Origin of the sequence: Pseudomonas sp. B40(2017), from assembly GCF_002112855.1 — a bacterium.
GTDB lineage: Bacteria > Pseudomonadota > Gammaproteobacteria > Pseudomonadales > Pseudomonadaceae > Aquipseudomonas > Aquipseudomonas pharyngis.
Genome location: NZ_NEIT01000002.1, coordinates 780346 through 793138 on the forward strand (window position 1 = coordinate 780346; position 12793 = coordinate 793138).

The window sequence follows — 12793 nt, forward strand, 5'->3', positions numbered from 1 at the left end:
CAGCGCTTTTCGATCAAGGGAATCGCGGTATTCACGATTCTTTTACAAGCGCCTCACGCGGATTTGACCGCGAAGCTCGCAAGCTGCGGCCTTCACTGACGAAACCCACACGGTCGCCGTAAAGCATGTTCCTGACGCGTTTTTCCTCCGCTTTCTGTTTATCGCTGCTGGCCCTGTTCAGCTGGATTCCAGCTCAGGCTGCGCAAACCCCGGCTTCCCGTCCCGTCGAGTGGGCGCAACCGGTAGAGGTGCAATACAACCTGTTCCAGATGTCGCCCACGCTGTATCGCAGCGCGCTCCCTGATGACGGCGCGGTGCCGTTGCTGAACAACCTGAAGGTGGCCACCGTCATCAATTTTCTGCCGGAAGCGGATTCCAGCTGGCTGAAGGCCCCCGGTATCCATCAGGTGCAATTGCCCTATCGCACCAATCACGTGGACGACAGTGATGTGCTCAAGACCCTGCGTGCGATTCAAGCCGCCGAAGCCGACGGCCCGGTGTTGATGCACTGCAAGCATGGCTCCGATCGCACCGGCCTGATGGCGGCGATGTACCGGATCGTCGTGCAGGGCTGGAGCAAGGAGGATGCCCTGAACGAAATGACCCAGGGCGGCTTTGGTGAAAGTGGTCACTTCCGCGACAGCGTGCGTTACGTGATGCAGGTCGATGTCGACAAGTTGCGCACCGCGCTGGCCAATGGCGATTGCAGTACCAGCGCGTTTGCCACGTGCTCGATGAAGAGCTGGTTTCAGACGGTCAATCTGAAGTAACCCTTCCGGCCTCCTCATTAACGAGGCCGGCGACTGGCCGGCCGACGAACGCTTCAACCGCATCCAGGAGCGGACGCCCCGCACCCGGTGTAAAGAACGTTGCGCGAAACTCACGACCGGTCTGCGCGTTGAACACCCAGTCGCGGCTGAAGCGCTTGAATGCTTCCTGGGCCAGCATGTTCGACCAGACATAGGCGTAAACCGAAGCGTCGTACTGGGTCACCATGTAATCGAAACCATTGGCGAACCGGTGATCGTCCGGTAATTGCAGATGAGTCAGAGTGCGCTGCACATCGTTGCAAACCTCTTCGACCGAGCGTCCATCGCCGTGGGTCAAGTGCAGTTCGAAGTCAATCATCGCCCCCATCAGCAACAAGGCCTGTTGCCGGCTGGAATGGGCCTGACTGGCTGACAGAGCCGCGTCGACCCGTGCGGCGCTCAAGCGCTCGCCGGTCTGAAAATGGGCACCGAGCCACAGCACAAACTCGCGCGACTGACACCATTGCTCAAACAATTGCCCGGAAAACTCTGCCGCTTCATGCCCCAATTGCAGGATGCCGGACAGCGTGTAATGGGGCGAACGCGTCAACACGTGCTGGAGGCAGTGGCCAAACTCATGGAAAAGCACTCGAAGATCGTCGATTTCGAGGCGGCACGGATGGGTATCGGTGGGCGGTGTGAAATTGCTGTGGAGCAGGGCAATCGGCAGCGCCGGGCGACCTTCGGCGTTGATCCGGCGATTGCGCAGTGTGGTGGTGCCGGGGAAGTCCACCGCCTTGTCGCGGTGAAACGGGTCGAGGTAGATGTAGCCGATAACCTGTTCATGCTCGCTGATTTCCAGCAGGCGCACATCGTCATGCCAATGCCCGCCGCCGGACTGCTCGACGATGCGGATCCCGAACATCCGTTCGCAGAACAGAAAGAGCCTGCGCAAGGTGCCCTCGAGCGGGAAGTAATCACGCAGGTTTTCCAGTGCGCCGGGAAACTGCTGCTGACGCCATTGTTCGGCGAGGAAGTCTTCATCCCACGGCTGGACCCGGTCGATCCCGCATTGCTGCGCAAAGGCCGCCAGTTGTTCTGCATCCTGCGCGAGGGCAGGAGCCAGCTGCGCCGCCTGACGCTGGAGAAAACCACTGACCCACGCCGTCGTCCGGGCGCTGTGTTTGGCCAGATTCAGTTGCGCGGCGTTTTCATGACCGAGCAAACGGGCTTTCTGCTGGCGCAAGGCGAGCAGCTTGGCCAGCACCGGGCCGTTATCGAAGCGTCCGGCCAGTGGGCCCCGATCGGAGGCGCGGGTCATGTAGGCTACGTAGCATTCCTCACGCAAGGCGCGGTTCTCGGCGTACTTGAGAATGTGCTGGCAGGTGTTCTGGTCCAGGCGGATCAGCCAGCCGTCATGCCCGGCCTGGCGTGCGGCGCGCGCCAGGCGATCCTTCATCGCCGGCGGCAGGCCCGTAAGCAGTGCCACATCGTCAACACGTTTGCTCCACGCCTCGGCCCAGCGCTCGAGGTTGTCCAGAAATACGAATTCCAACCCACCGATCTCGCGGTTCAAACGCGCCAGCTCCTGCTGCTGTTCATTGGGAAGCTCAATGCCCGACTGCTTGAATCGGCGCAGAATTCGCGACAGTGCGATGTTGCGCGCCTCATCGAAACTGCCGGCGATCGAGCTCTGCGCCAAACGCTGATAGGTCTCGTACAACCGGCGATTGCGGGCTTTTTCAGAGCGATACTGATTGATCGCCAGATGCGCCTTGGCGCTTTCCACGAGCCAGATCGCATCGTCGGACCTGACCATCGACAACGTTTCGAGAATCGAGCGGACTTCACCGAGGCGGGCATCGGCTTCGTCGATGCTCAGCACCAGATCGTCCCAGCCGGGATGTTCGGACTGACTGGCGATCACTTGGGCGATGATATGTCGATTGTCGGCAATGATGCGGTTGACTGCCGGCACGAGATGCTCGGCGCGAATCGCTGGCCAGGGTGGCAGCGTCCAATGTTGCAGGAGGGGATTGGTGTCGGGCATGGCAGCTTCCTTCGAGGCGTGGCGCAAAGGGGCCAGCCTATGAAGCAAGTGCGGGGGACAGGTGTTAAGCCAATACCACCTTCCACCGACGAATCGGGGAAGGTGGTTGAGGATCAGTGCTGCTCGTCAGGCTTTTTCTTCAACTTCGGATTCGGGAAGAACTGCACTGCCTGAACCGTCTTGTCCGGGGCAGGCTTGAGCGCGCTGGTGTTGACCCGCGTGCCCAGCTCTTTCGGCACCGACAGCCCTTGGGCATTGAGCGTGTCGCTGTAACCGCACGCCACGCATTCACGGTGCGGGACATCGTCCTCGCTCCACATCATCAATTTGTCCGGCTCGCTGCACGCCGGGCAGACCGCCCCGGCGATAAAGCGTTTTTTGGTCTTCACGGGTGCCTCACTCATGCTGCCGCGTCCTCACTCAGGCCGCTGTGGCGCAAGAGTGCGTCAATCGACGGCTCACGGCCACGGAAGTCGACGAACAGCACCATCGGCGCCTGGGAACCACCGCGGGCGAGGATCGCTTCGCGGAAGGCGCGACCGGTGTCGGCATTCAGCACGCCGTCTTCTTCGAATTTGGAGAAGGCATCCGCCGACAGCACTTCCGCCCACTTGTAGCTGTAGTAACCCGCCGCGTAACCGCCGGCGAAGATGTGGGCAAAGCTGTTCGGGAAGCGGTTGTAGGCCGGAGGACGCATCACCGAGACTTCGTTGCGCACGCCTTCGAGCACCTGCGCGACGCTGCGGCCGTCACCGTGGGTGGCGTGCAGTTCGAAGTCGAACAGCGAGAACTCCAGTTGGCGCACCATCATCAGGCCGGACTGGAAGTTCTTCGCCGCGAGCATTTTTTCCAGCAGATCCTGCGGTAGCGGCTCGCCGGTTTCGTAGTGGCCGGAGATCAGCGCGAGACCTTCCGGCTCCCAGCACCAGTTCTCCATGAACTGGCTTGGCAGCTCGACCGCGTCCCACGCCACGCCGTTGATGCCGGACACGCCGGCATGCTCGACGCGGGTCAGCAGGTGATGCAGGCCATGGCCGAATTCGTGGAACAGGGTGGTCACTTCATCGTGGGTCAGCAGCGCAGGTTTGCCGCTGTCGGCCGGGGTGAAGTTGCACACCAGGTTGGCCACCGGGCTTTGCAGCACGCCGTCGACGGTGCGGCGACGGTCGCGGGCGCCGTCCATCCACGCGCCGCCACGCTTGTTGGCGCGGGCATAGAGGTCGAAGAAGAAGCGGCCGACGTGCTGGCCGTTTTCCTTGATTTCGAACAGGCGTACATCCGGGTGCCAGGTGTCGAAGCCTTTCAGTTCGGCGATCTCGATGCCGTACAGACGCTGAACAATAGCGAACAGGCCGCCCAGCACTTTATCGATCGGGAAGTAGGCGCGCAGGGTTTCCTGAGCCACGCTGTAACGTTGTTCACGGAGTTTTTCACCGTAGAAACCGCTGTCCCAGCTTTGCAGATCGGCGCAGCCCTGCTCGGCGGCGTAAGCCTTGAGCTGTTGCAGATCCTGGGCGGCGAACGGTTTACTGCGTTTGGCCAGATCGCGCAGGAAGCTCAGCACCTGATCGCTGGACTCGGCCATTTTGGTGGCCAGGCTCAGCTCGGAGAAGCTGGAGAAACCGAGCAGTTTGGCCAGCTCCTGACGCAGGTCGAGGATTTCGCCCATCACCGGGCCGTTGTCGTTCTGGCCGGCATTCGGGCCTTGATCCGACGCACGGGTGCAGTAGGCGGCGTAGACTTCTTCACGCAGCGCACGGTCCTGGGCGTAGGTCATCACCGCGTAGTAGCTCGGGAATTCCAGGGTGATCAGCCAGCCGTCGAGGCCTTTGGCGTGGGCGGCAGCAGCCATTTGCGCCTTGGCCGAATCGGTCAGGCCGGCGAGGGCGGCTTCGTCGGTCAGGTGCTTGGTCCAGGCCTGAGTGGCGTCGAGCAACTGGTTGGAAAAGCGGCTGCCCAGTTCGGACAGTTTGCTCTGCACTTCGGCGTAACGCTTCTGTTCGGCTTCCGGCAGGTCGATGCCCGACAGGCGGAAATCGCGCAGGGCGTGTTCCAGAATGGTTTTCTGCGCCACGTCGAAACCGGCGGCTTCCGGGCTGTTGGCCAGGGCTTCATAGGCCTGGAACAGCTCGCGATTCTGGCCCATTTCGGTGGAATAGGCGCTCAATGCCGGCAGACACGACTCGTAGGCTTCGCGCAGTTCGGCGCTGTTGCACACGGCATTGAGGTGGCTGACCGGGCTCCAGGCGGCGCCCAAGCGATCATTGAGTTCGTCCATCGCCAGCACCAGCCCGGCCCAGGTCGGGTTCTGGCCCTGGGTCTTGAGGATTTCGGCGATGGCGGCGCGGTTGTCGGCCAGGATGGTTTCGATGGCCGGCTGCACGTGTTCGGCACGGATCGCGGAGAACGGCGGCAGGTCGTAGGACTGCAGAAGAGGGTTGTTCACGCTCACGGTTGGCACCTTGGCTGGAAGAAACATGCGCCCATCTTAATTACAATCGACACCCACCGCAGCTATCGGCGACAGAGAGAGAACTAATCGTGTCCCTTCGCAAGTACCAGAATCACACCCCACGCTTGAGCAAAGGCGCTTTTGTCGACGGCTCGGCGGTGGTGATCGGCGACGTCGAAATCGGCGAAGACAGCTCCGTGTGGCCGCTGACCGTGATCCGCGGCGACATGCACCGCATCCGCATCGGTGCGCGCACCAGCGTGCAGGACGGCTGCGTGTTGCACATCACCCACGCCGGCCCGTTCAACCCGGACGGCTTCCCGCTGCTGATCGGCGATGACGTGACCATCGCCCACAAGGTCATGTTGCACGGCTGCACCGTTGGCAGCCGCGTGCTGATCGGCATGGGCAGCATCGTGATGGACGGCGCGGTGGTCGAGGACGACGTGATCATCGGCGCCGGCAGCCTGGTGCCGCCGGGCAAGCGCCTGGAAAGCGGATTTCTGTACGTGGGCAGTCCGGTGAAACAGGTTCGTCCGCTGACCGACAAGGAAAACGCCTTTTTCACCTACAGCGCGGCGAACTACGTGAAGCTCAAGGACCTGCATCTGGCTGAAGGCTACGACCAGCTCTGACTTTTCTCTCTACCGCCCGGGATTTTTCATGCATTACCAGACCGTACTGTTCGACCTCGATGGCACCCTCACCGATCCGCGTGAGGGCATCACCCGTTCCATCCAGTTCGCCTTGAGCAAACTCGGCATCGATGAGCCGGACCTGACCAAGCTGGAACACTTCATCGGCCCGCCGCTGTTGCAGGCATTCATGCAGTTTTATGGTTTTGATGAAGCCAAGGCGTGGGAGGCGGTGAATTTCTATCGCGAGCGCTTCAAGGTCACCGGGTTATACGAGAATCGGGTGTTCGAAGGCGTCACGCCGTTGCTGGAAACCCTGAGCAGCCAGGGCCGGCAGCTGTATATCGCGACGTCGAAGCCGTGGGTGTTCGCCCGGGAAATCGCCCGGCACTTTGATTTTGCCAAGCACTTCAAGGTGATCTACGGCAGCGAACTGGACGGCACTCGTACCAACAAGGTCGAGCTGATTGCCCACCTGATGGCCGAGGAAGGGCTGGACCCGGCCAGCACGCTGATGATCGGTGACCGCAAGCACGACCTGATCGGTGCTCGCAGCAACGGTCTGGATGCAGCGGCTGTTGGTTATGGGTTTGGCAGTTTTGAAGAGTTGAATGCCGAGGCGCCGGCTTATCACTTCGAGACTTTGGATCAGTTGCATCAGGCATTTTTGCAGCGCTGATCAGATAGCCTTCGCGAGCAAGCCCGCTCCCACATTGGTTTTGTGTTGATCACAGACTTAATGTGTGAGCGGGCTTGCTCGCGAACAGGACCTTTCAGCCACTCAGACTTTCGAATCTACCAACGCTTTCAGCGCCGCTTTGCGCTCAGTCGCCGGCAACTCACCCAATCTCTCCACCTGCGCATAAAACCTCAGCCAATCCCCATCGACCTGCCTGAACAACGCCGCAAACGCCGGCACCCAATGGTCATAAAGCCCGAACGGCAACAGCCGCGCGTTGTTCAACGGCGCATTGACCCAGGCGTCATAGCGTTTGTCGCCGGCCCACTGGCTATCGCGCATTGTTCGGTAGTCCTGTCGAAACCGTTCGAACTCCGCCGCCTTGCGCTCGCGCATCTGCGCTGTCGCCAATGGTTGTGCATAGAGTTTTTCAAGACGTGAGCGGGTATCGAGGATCAACTGAATGAATTGATCCCGTTGCTTCAGCTTCGAGTCGTGTTCCGGGGGCAAGCCCCGAAACGCTCGCCACTGCCGCGTACCTTCCTGCTCGACGAAGGTCGCGAAGGACTCGTTGAATTCGGTGTCGTCCTTCACATAGAAACGCTGGTGGGCCAGTTCGTGGAAGATCAGCGTCGCCAGACGCTCGTCGCCCCAGCCCATCATCGAATTGAGGATCGGGTCGTTGAACCAGCCCAGGGTCGAGTAGGCCTCGACGCCGCCGATCGACACGTCCATACCCTGCAGGCGCTGAATCGCGGCTTCGCCCCGCGCCGCACTCTGGCTGTAATAGCCGCGATAGGCCACGCAACCGGCAATCGGGAAGCAATGGTTCTGCGGGCTCAGGGAAAACTCCGGGGTGGCGAACACATTCCACACGACAAACGGCCGACCGATATCGGCGTAGAGGCGATAGCTTTGGTTGTCCGGCAGGTGCAGGTGTTCGCTGGCGAAGGTCCGGGCTTTCTGGGATTGGGCCAGGTGAGTGCGCAGCTTGGCGTCGCGAGCCGGGTCGGCGATCACCTTGGCCACCGGCTCCCGCGCCCGCAAAAGCTGCAGCTGACCGCTGGCCAGCTGGCTGTAATAGCTCAGGCTTGAGCAACCGTTGAGCAACAAAATCATCACACCCGGAAACAAAATCCGCAAAACGCGATCAAGTAACCCATGGCTTGGAAGCGGCCTGATCAAAATAAAAAATCCCCCCGGAAAGTCTGCCCAAGACTATCCCGCCCATTGGAGCTTCGCTATGCGCATGTTGATACTGACAGGAAGCGTGCTGACGCTGGCCGGTTGTGCCGGATTCGGAATGCCGACCCCTGACCCCTCGCAAGCCTGGATCGATCTGGATGCCCGGCAACAGGACACGGCGCTGCAGGCGCTGGAAGTCGACGACAAGGCTGCCGTCGATCATCGTTACTTCGAAGTGCAGCCCGGCAGCCATGAGCTGAGGGTGCGTTATCAATTTCCGGTCGAGGCGACCAATATCGGCCCGGATGCCGAGCCGCTTTGGCGTGATTGTCAGTTGAGCGTGAAATTCAAGGATTTCAACGCCGGCCAGCGTTATCAGTTGCAGGCGGGAAGCATCGGTTTCCGCCCGTGGGCCAAACTCTACGATCAACAACGCAACGTGGTGGGCCAGGGCACGCCGGCGGGCTGCCAGCGAACCTGATCAGCGTTATGCTGGATGTCCGAACTCACGGACATCCATCATGCGCACGTTGATGCTGTTGCTGGTCGCAGGCTTGCTCGCCGGTTGCCACACACCGTTGCCCCCCGTCGATCCGAACATGGCCTGGGTCGAGTTCTCGACGCCGTCCCCGGGCGGTAAGTTGCTGATGGCCGAGCGTCTCGACAACCAGCGACTGACTGATGGGCGTTTCTTTCAGGTTACGCCCGGCAGCCATGAGTTGCGGGTGCGTTTCGACTTTGAAGTGTTCGGCGGAGGCGGCAGCCTGATGACCGGCCCTGTGGAGCGCCTGTGCTACCTGACCATCCGCTACGATCATTTCGAGGCAGGGCAGCGTTACAGGCTGGAAGGCCGCTCTCTGGCATTCACCCCGAGTGCCCGCCTTTACAACGACAGGCGGGAAATCGTCGCCGAGGATCGCGAAGTCAACTGCATCATCTGAGGCGTATCAGCGGTCGTTCTTCTGATAGATGATGGCTTTGGTGCCGTTGTCGCAGGTGCCGACGATCATGGCGATGTCGTGTTTTTCCGCCTCCTCTTTGGAAACTATCTCCAGGGTGTAGGAGGGCACGGCGTTCGCCTGAATCTTGATTTCGATCTCTTGCTTGAGTTCTTCGCAGTCTTTGGGCGCTGCGAAGGCCGACGTTGCCAGCACGCCACAGATAACCGCCAAGGCAAAACGTTTCATGGTTGAAGCTCCATCGAAGCAGCGCGCACGAAGATGCGCGAAAGCTGCTGTCATTTATTCGACCACACTTTTGCCTGGCGGGTTCTGATCCGGCTCAAGGCAGTCAGCTGTCCAGCGATGCGTCGAGACTGATCTTCGCATTCAGCACCTTGGACACCGGGCAACCTTCCTTGGCCTTGTTGCTCAGCTCTTCGAACTGCGCCTGGGTCGCTCCCGGAATTTTTGCCTTGAGGATCAGTTTCACTGCGGTGATTGCAAAGCCGCCGTCCACCTGATCCAGCGTGACCTCAGCCTGGGTGTCGATGCTGTCGGCCTTGAGCCCGGCGTCGCCGAGAATCATCGAAAACGCCATGGAGAAACAACCCGCATGGGCGGCGCCGATCAGTTCTTCCGGATTGGTGCCCTTGCCGCCTTCGAAGCGGGCCTTGAAGCCGTAGGGCGCTTCACGCAGGACGCCGGTTTCGGTGGAAATCGAGCCGATGCCGGTTTTCAGGTCACCTTCCCAATGCGCGGATGCCTTCTTCACGATAGCCATGTGTGCCTCCTTCAATTCGGGCGCGAAACGCCGCGCCGTCGTGGTTTTTGCCTGCAAGGCTTCTGAGGATAGACGCCGGAACAAAGTTCAGCCCAAGTGAATCGTTGACTTTTTTAGTAGGAAATTTCGGATTGGCTATTGAAACTCGGGTATATGCCCTTATTGCACAGAACACGCTTATGAATTGGGCAGGTTCGCGTTCGCCAAGAACACACCTGCGCCCTCAATCGGAGATGCAGGTTTATGAAGCAACTGTCCGACGTAAAATTTTCCACCCTCGATCTGGTGCCGGTGCGCGAGAACGGCAGCCCGGCCCAGTCGCTGCGCAACTCGCTGGACCTGGCGCAGCATGTCGAGAAATTTGGCTACACGCGGTTCTGGGTCGCCGAGCACCACAACATGGATGGCATCGCCAGTTCCGCCACCTCGGTGTTGCTGGGTTATCTGGCCGGCGGCACGTCGACCATCCGCGTCGGCTCTGGCGGCGTGATGTTGCCCAACCACGCACCACTGGTGATCGCCGAGCAGTTCGGCACCCTCGAAAGCCTGTATCCGGGACGTATCGACCTCGGCCTGGGCCGTGCGCCGGGTTCCGATCAGATGACCGCCCGTGCCTTGCGTCGTGAGCGTTCCGGCAGTGCTGATGATTTCCCGGAAGACGTGGCTGAGCTGGCGCGCTTTCTAGGTCCGCGCACGCCGGATCAGCGGGTGATCGCGATGCCGGGAACCGGCACCAACGTGCCGATCTGGCTGCTCGGCTCGAGTCTGTTCAGTGCGCAACTGGCCGGTGAGCGCGGTTTGCCCTACGCTTTCGCCTCGCATTTCGCACCGCGTTTCATGCACGAGGCGATTCGCGTCTACCGCAATCACTTCAAGCCATCGGCGGTGCTCGACAAGCCGTACGTAATGCTCGGTGTGCCGTTGGTGGCAGCCGACACCGATGAACAGGCCGACTACCTGGCGACCTCGGTGTACCAGCGAATTCTCGCCCTGATGCGTGGGCAAAGTCTGGTGCAGCGCCCACCGGTGAAAACCATGGACGGCCTGTGGCTGCCCCACGAGCGTGAGGCCGTGGGTGATTTCCTTGGTCTGGCGATGGTCGGCAGTCCGCAGAAAATCCGCGCGAAACTCGAAGTGCTGATCGAACAGACCCAGGCTGATGAGCTGATCTTCACCTGCGACCTTTACGAACATGCCGATCGCCTGCATTCCTACGAACTGCTGGCGCAGGTGATGAAGGGCTGAGCCCGATAGCCGCGCACAAAAAAGCCGACGCATAGCGTCGGCTTTTGTTTTTCCGGCGTGATCAGCCGCGGGTGTAGACGATCTCTTTGGCGCCGCCTTCGCAGGTGCCTACGACTTTGCCGCCACTGGCCGCACCCTTGTCGACAATCTCCAGCGAATACCCGGAAACGCCCTTGGCATCCAGCTTGGCCGCGATTTCAGCCTTCAGTTCTTCACAGGGCTTGCCGGCAGCAAACGCACCACCCGCAAGGCTCAACAAACCTACTGCCAATATCAACTTCTTCATCGGTCGCACTCCCTGGTCGGATTAATTAAGGCGGGCATCGAGCCGTTCGCTCGATGCACTCACCTCGTAGCGCATTGCCATTCCTATGGCACTCGGCCAGCGCGCAAGTTCAGAAGCGTAGACCAAACTCAGCTGCTGGCTATCCGGAACCCGACTTTCAGGGTCACTTGAAAGTGGGCAGCCTTGCCATCCTTGATGTGGCCGCGGGTTTCGGTCACTTCAAACCATTCCAGATGCTTGATGCTCTTGTTGGCCTCGGCCAACGCATTGTTGATGGCGTCTTCGATGCTGCTGGTGGACGAACCGACCAGCTCGACTTTCTTGTAGGTGTGATGGTCACTCATGGTGTTCTCCTTGAAGTGTTCAATTGAGCCTAGCAGCGATTTGCCGTGTTGATTTCGGCGTTCCGAGCGAGAGGAAGTTCAGATTTTCTGCACTTTCCAGAAACGCTGAAGTCCCAACCAACACACGCCACTCATCACCAATGCAGGAGAGCCACCATGGCCAACACCTCGTTACGCAAAGCCTCGTTGCAAAGCATGGAAGCGGAGATCGAGAGTCTGCTCAAGTCGTTGGAAAGCCTGAAGGACGACGCTTCTGACGAGTCGCGCAAGACCCTCAAGGCGCTCAAGAGCAACGCTGAAAGCGCGCTGAAACATTCGCGCAGCCTGCTCAGCGATGCCTACGAAGAAGTCAAAGTCAAAACCCGCGAGACCGGGATCGCCACCCGCGATTACGCGCAGGAACACCCGTGGACGACTGCCGGTGTGGCGGTCGGTGCGCTGGGTCTGCTGGCCGCTTACTTGCTGTTCAAGCGCGGCGAGTGATCCGCCTGGCGCAGTTCGTTCCTGAGCCACTGCGCCAATTGCCGGGCGCGCCCGTCCGCGGCGCGCTTGGGTAGCCACAACGCCAGTTGCGCCGGGGTTTCGCTGAAACCCCACGGCGCGACCAGGCGTCCGGCCTTCAAGTCTTCGGTCACCAGCGGTTCCGGCGCGATCGCCACTCCCAGCCCGGCGACGGCCGCTTCCAGCAAGTAATACAAATGCTCGAAACCTTGCCCCATCTTCAACGCCTTGGCGTTGAGGCCGCTTTGCTGCGCCCAGCTCGGCCAGGCTTGCGGGCGTGAAGTCGTGTGCAGCAAGGGTTCATCGAGCAGGGCAATGGGCGGTGCCGATTGCAGGCGCTGGTAGCCGCTGAACAGCGGGCTCATGACCGGGCCGATGCGCTCGCTGGCTAGCTCATAGACTTGCATGTCTGCCGGCCATGGCGGTTCGGCGAACAGCAGCAATGCATCCAGCCCCGGGCGACGCGGGTCGAGATCGCCTTCACCGGCGGACAAGTGCAGACGCAAGTCCGGAAGATCGGTATTCAGCCTTCCCAGTCGCGGAATGAACCAGCGTGCCAGCAAGCTACCGGAGCAACCGAGTACGAACGGCGCATCGGCGGTGCTTTGGGTCAGTTCGGCGCAGACGCTGCGCAAGCGGTCGAACGCCTCGCCGCTGGCATCGCGCAGGCGGATACCGGCATCTGTGAGTTTCAGGCCACGACCGTCCTTGACGAACAGACTGACGCCGAGATGCTCTTCCAACACCTTGAGCTGCCGGCTGACCGCACCGTGAGTCACGTGCAGCTGCTCCGCAGCCTGGCTGACACTGTTCAGGCGGGCGGTGGCTTCGAAGGCGCGCAGGGCGTTCAGCGGGGGAAGGTCATGGCTCATGATATCTGTGAGTTTTCCTGACAGGTTGTGGCGATCTTATCGGTTTTCAGCCCGGAAGGTCAGGGGTAGAGTG

Annotated in this window: 16 protein-coding genes; 7 read left to right on the plus strand and 9 right to left on the minus strand. The window is 60.6% G+C overall.

Annotation, left to right across the window (positions count from 1 at the left end; all coding sequences use genetic code 11):
* The first annotated feature begins 125 nt into the window (after positions 1-125).
* On the plus strand, positions 126-770 hold the full coding sequence (locus tag CAF76_RS07205) for a dual specificity protein phosphatase family protein (protein ID WP_064592520.1): 645 nt from the start codon (positions 126-128) through the stop codon (positions 768-770).
* Here CAF76_RS07205 and CAF76_RS07210 read toward each other — a convergent pair.
* From CAF76_RS07210 to prlC, 3 genes are all read right to left on the minus strand, one after another.
* Positions 757-2799 carry a M3 family metallopeptidase gene (locus tag CAF76_RS07210; protein ID WP_085647196.1) on the minus strand — a complete coding sequence of 681 codons (2043 nt, stop codon included), beginning with the start codon at positions 2797-2799 and terminating at the stop codon, positions 757-759. The two genes, CAF76_RS07205 and CAF76_RS07210, sit on opposite strands and share 14 nt — an antisense overlap.
* A 113-nt stretch (positions 2800-2912) precedes the next feature.
* Positions 2913-3203: a YheV family putative zinc ribbon protein gene (locus CAF76_RS07215; RefSeq protein WP_007953955.1), complete on the minus strand. Its 291-nt coding sequence runs from the start codon at positions 3201-3203 to the stop codon at positions 2913-2915.
* Complete coding sequence (gene prlC / locus CAF76_RS07220) at positions 3200-5251, minus strand: oligopeptidase A (RefSeq protein ID WP_064600647.1); 2052 nt, start codon at positions 5249-5251, stop codon at positions 3200-3202. The genes CAF76_RS07215 and prlC overlap by 4 nt, the downstream gene beginning before the upstream one ends.
* Before the next feature lie 89 nt (positions 5252-5340).
* On the opposite strand from prlC, the gene CAF76_RS07225 reads away from it, so the two are divergent.
* Positions 5341-5886 (plus strand): gamma carbonic anhydrase family protein, encoded by a 546-nt coding sequence (locus CAF76_RS07225; RefSeq protein WP_085647197.1) that lies wholly within the window; start codon positions 5341-5343, stop codon positions 5884-5886.
* 28 nt (positions 5887-5914) lie between these two features.
* Positions 5915-6565 carry an HAD family hydrolase gene (locus CAF76_RS07230; protein WP_085647198.1) on the plus strand — a complete coding sequence of 217 codons (651 nt, stop codon included), beginning with the start codon at positions 5915-5917 and terminating at the stop codon, positions 6563-6565.
* A gap of 102 nt (positions 6566-6667) precedes the next feature.
* Here CAF76_RS07230 and CAF76_RS07235 read toward each other — a convergent pair whose 3' ends face one another.
* Positions 6668-7750 carry an aminopeptidase gene (locus CAF76_RS07235; protein WP_085647199.1) on the minus strand — a complete coding sequence of 361 codons (1083 nt, stop codon included), beginning with the start codon at positions 7748-7750 and terminating at the stop codon, positions 6668-6670.
* 58 nt (positions 7751-7808) lie between these two features.
* On the opposite strand from CAF76_RS07235, the gene CAF76_RS07240 reads away from it, so the two are divergent.
* Together CAF76_RS07240 and CAF76_RS07245 are read left to right on the plus strand one after the other, a co-directional pair.
* Complete coding sequence (locus tag CAF76_RS07240; RefSeq protein WP_085613559.1) at positions 7809-8231, plus strand: hypothetical protein; 423 nt, start codon at positions 7809-7811, stop codon at positions 8229-8231.
* Positions 8232-8271: 40 nt separating this feature from the next.
* Positions 8272-8691 (plus strand): hypothetical protein, encoded by a 420-nt coding sequence (locus tag CAF76_RS07245; RefSeq protein WP_085647200.1) that lies wholly within the window; start codon positions 8272-8274, stop codon positions 8689-8691.
* A gap of 6 nt (positions 8692-8697) precedes the next feature.
* On the opposite strand, the gene CAF76_RS07250 is transcribed toward CAF76_RS07245, so the two are convergent.
* On the minus strand, positions 8698-8937 hold the full coding sequence (locus tag CAF76_RS07250; RefSeq protein WP_007953935.1) for a DUF1161 domain-containing protein: 240 nt from the start codon (positions 8935-8937) through the stop codon (positions 8698-8700).
* Positions 8938-9040: 103 nt separating this feature from the next.
* Complete coding sequence (locus tag CAF76_RS07255) at positions 9041-9472, minus strand: OsmC family protein (RefSeq protein WP_064592538.1); 432 nt, start codon at positions 9470-9472, stop codon at positions 9041-9043.
* Between the two features lie 243 nt (positions 9473-9715).
* Here CAF76_RS07255 and CAF76_RS07260 point away from each other — a divergent pair, with 243 nt between their 5' ends.
* Positions 9716-10717, plus strand: coding sequence for an LLM class flavin-dependent oxidoreductase (locus CAF76_RS07260; RefSeq protein WP_039764807.1), 1002 nt, complete (start codon positions 9716-9718; stop codon positions 10715-10717).
* Positions 10718-10778: 61 nt separating this feature from the next.
* Here CAF76_RS07260 and CAF76_RS07265 read toward each other — a convergent pair whose 3' ends face one another.
* On the minus strand, positions 10779-11003 hold the full coding sequence (locus tag CAF76_RS07265; RefSeq protein ID WP_039764805.1) for a DUF1161 domain-containing protein: 225 nt from the start codon (positions 11001-11003) through the stop codon (positions 10779-10781).
* A 128-nt stretch (positions 11004-11131) separates the two neighbouring features.
* On the minus strand, positions 11132-11347 hold the full coding sequence (locus CAF76_RS07270) for a dodecin (protein ID WP_007953919.1): 216 nt from the start codon (positions 11345-11347) through the stop codon (positions 11132-11134).
* A 156-nt stretch (positions 11348-11503) separates the two neighbouring features.
* Between CAF76_RS07270 and CAF76_RS07275 the strand changes: the two genes are divergently transcribed.
* Entirely contained in the window at positions 11504-11830 is a 327-nt protein-coding gene (locus CAF76_RS07275) for a YqjD family protein (RefSeq protein ID WP_011331820.1), read from the plus strand.
* Here CAF76_RS07275 and CAF76_RS07280 read toward each other — a convergent pair.
* Complete coding sequence (locus CAF76_RS07280; RefSeq protein WP_085647201.1) at positions 11803-12720, minus strand: LysR family transcriptional regulator; 918 nt, start codon at positions 12718-12720, stop codon at positions 11803-11805. The two genes, CAF76_RS07275 and CAF76_RS07280, sit on opposite strands and share 28 nt — an antisense overlap.
* Positions 12721-12793 lie beyond the last annotated feature (73 nt).

What these genes read in the sequence shown, in the direction of transcription:
- CAF76_RS07270 (WP_007953919.1), bottom strand. Translation starts at nt 11,347, where the DNA reads ATGAGTGACCATCACACCTACAAGAAAGTCGAGCTGGTCGGTTCGTCC.
- CAF76_RS07240 (WP_085613559.1), top strand. Translation starts at nt 7,809, where the DNA reads ATGCGCATGTTGATACTGACAGGAAGCGTGCTGACGCTGGCCGGTTGT.
- CAF76_RS07280 (WP_085647201.1), bottom strand. Translation starts at nt 12,720, where the DNA reads ATGAGCCATGACCTTCCCCCGCTGAACGCCCTGCGCGCCTTCGAAGCC.
- CAF76_RS07215 (WP_007953955.1), bottom strand. Translation starts at nt 3,203, where the DNA reads ATGAGTGAGGCACCCGTGAAGACCAAAAAACGCTTTATCGCCGGGGCG.
- CAF76_RS07275 (WP_011331820.1), top strand. Translation starts at nt 11,504, where the DNA reads ATGGCCAACACCTCGTTACGCAAAGCCTCGTTGCAAAGCATGGAAGCG.
- CAF76_RS07255 (WP_064592538.1), bottom strand. Translation starts at nt 9,472, where the DNA reads ATGGCTATCGTGAAGAAGGCATCCGCGCATTGGGAAGGTGACCTGAAA.
- CAF76_RS07265 (WP_039764805.1), bottom strand. Translation starts at nt 11,003, where the DNA reads ATGAAGAAGTTGATATTGGCAGTAGGTTTGTTGAGCCTTGCGGGTGGT.
- CAF76_RS07260 (WP_039764807.1), top strand. Translation starts at nt 9,716, where the DNA reads ATGAAGCAACTGTCCGACGTAAAATTTTCCACCCTCGATCTGGTGCCG.
- CAF76_RS07210 (WP_085647196.1), bottom strand. Translation starts at nt 2,799, where the DNA reads ATGCCCGACACCAATCCCCTCCTGCAACATTGGACGCTGCCACCCTGG.
- CAF76_RS07205 (WP_064592520.1), top strand. Translation starts at nt 126, where the DNA reads ATGTTCCTGACGCGTTTTTCCTCCGCTTTCTGTTTATCGCTGCTGGCC.
- CAF76_RS07230 (WP_085647198.1), top strand. Translation starts at nt 5,915, where the DNA reads ATGCATTACCAGACCGTACTGTTCGACCTCGATGGCACCCTCACCGAT.
- CAF76_RS07245 (WP_085647200.1), top strand. Translation starts at nt 8,272, where the DNA reads ATGCGCACGTTGATGCTGTTGCTGGTCGCAGGCTTGCTCGCCGGTTGC.
- CAF76_RS07250 (WP_007953935.1), bottom strand. Translation starts at nt 8,937, where the DNA reads ATGAAACGTTTTGCCTTGGCGGTTATCTGTGGCGTGCTGGCAACGTCG.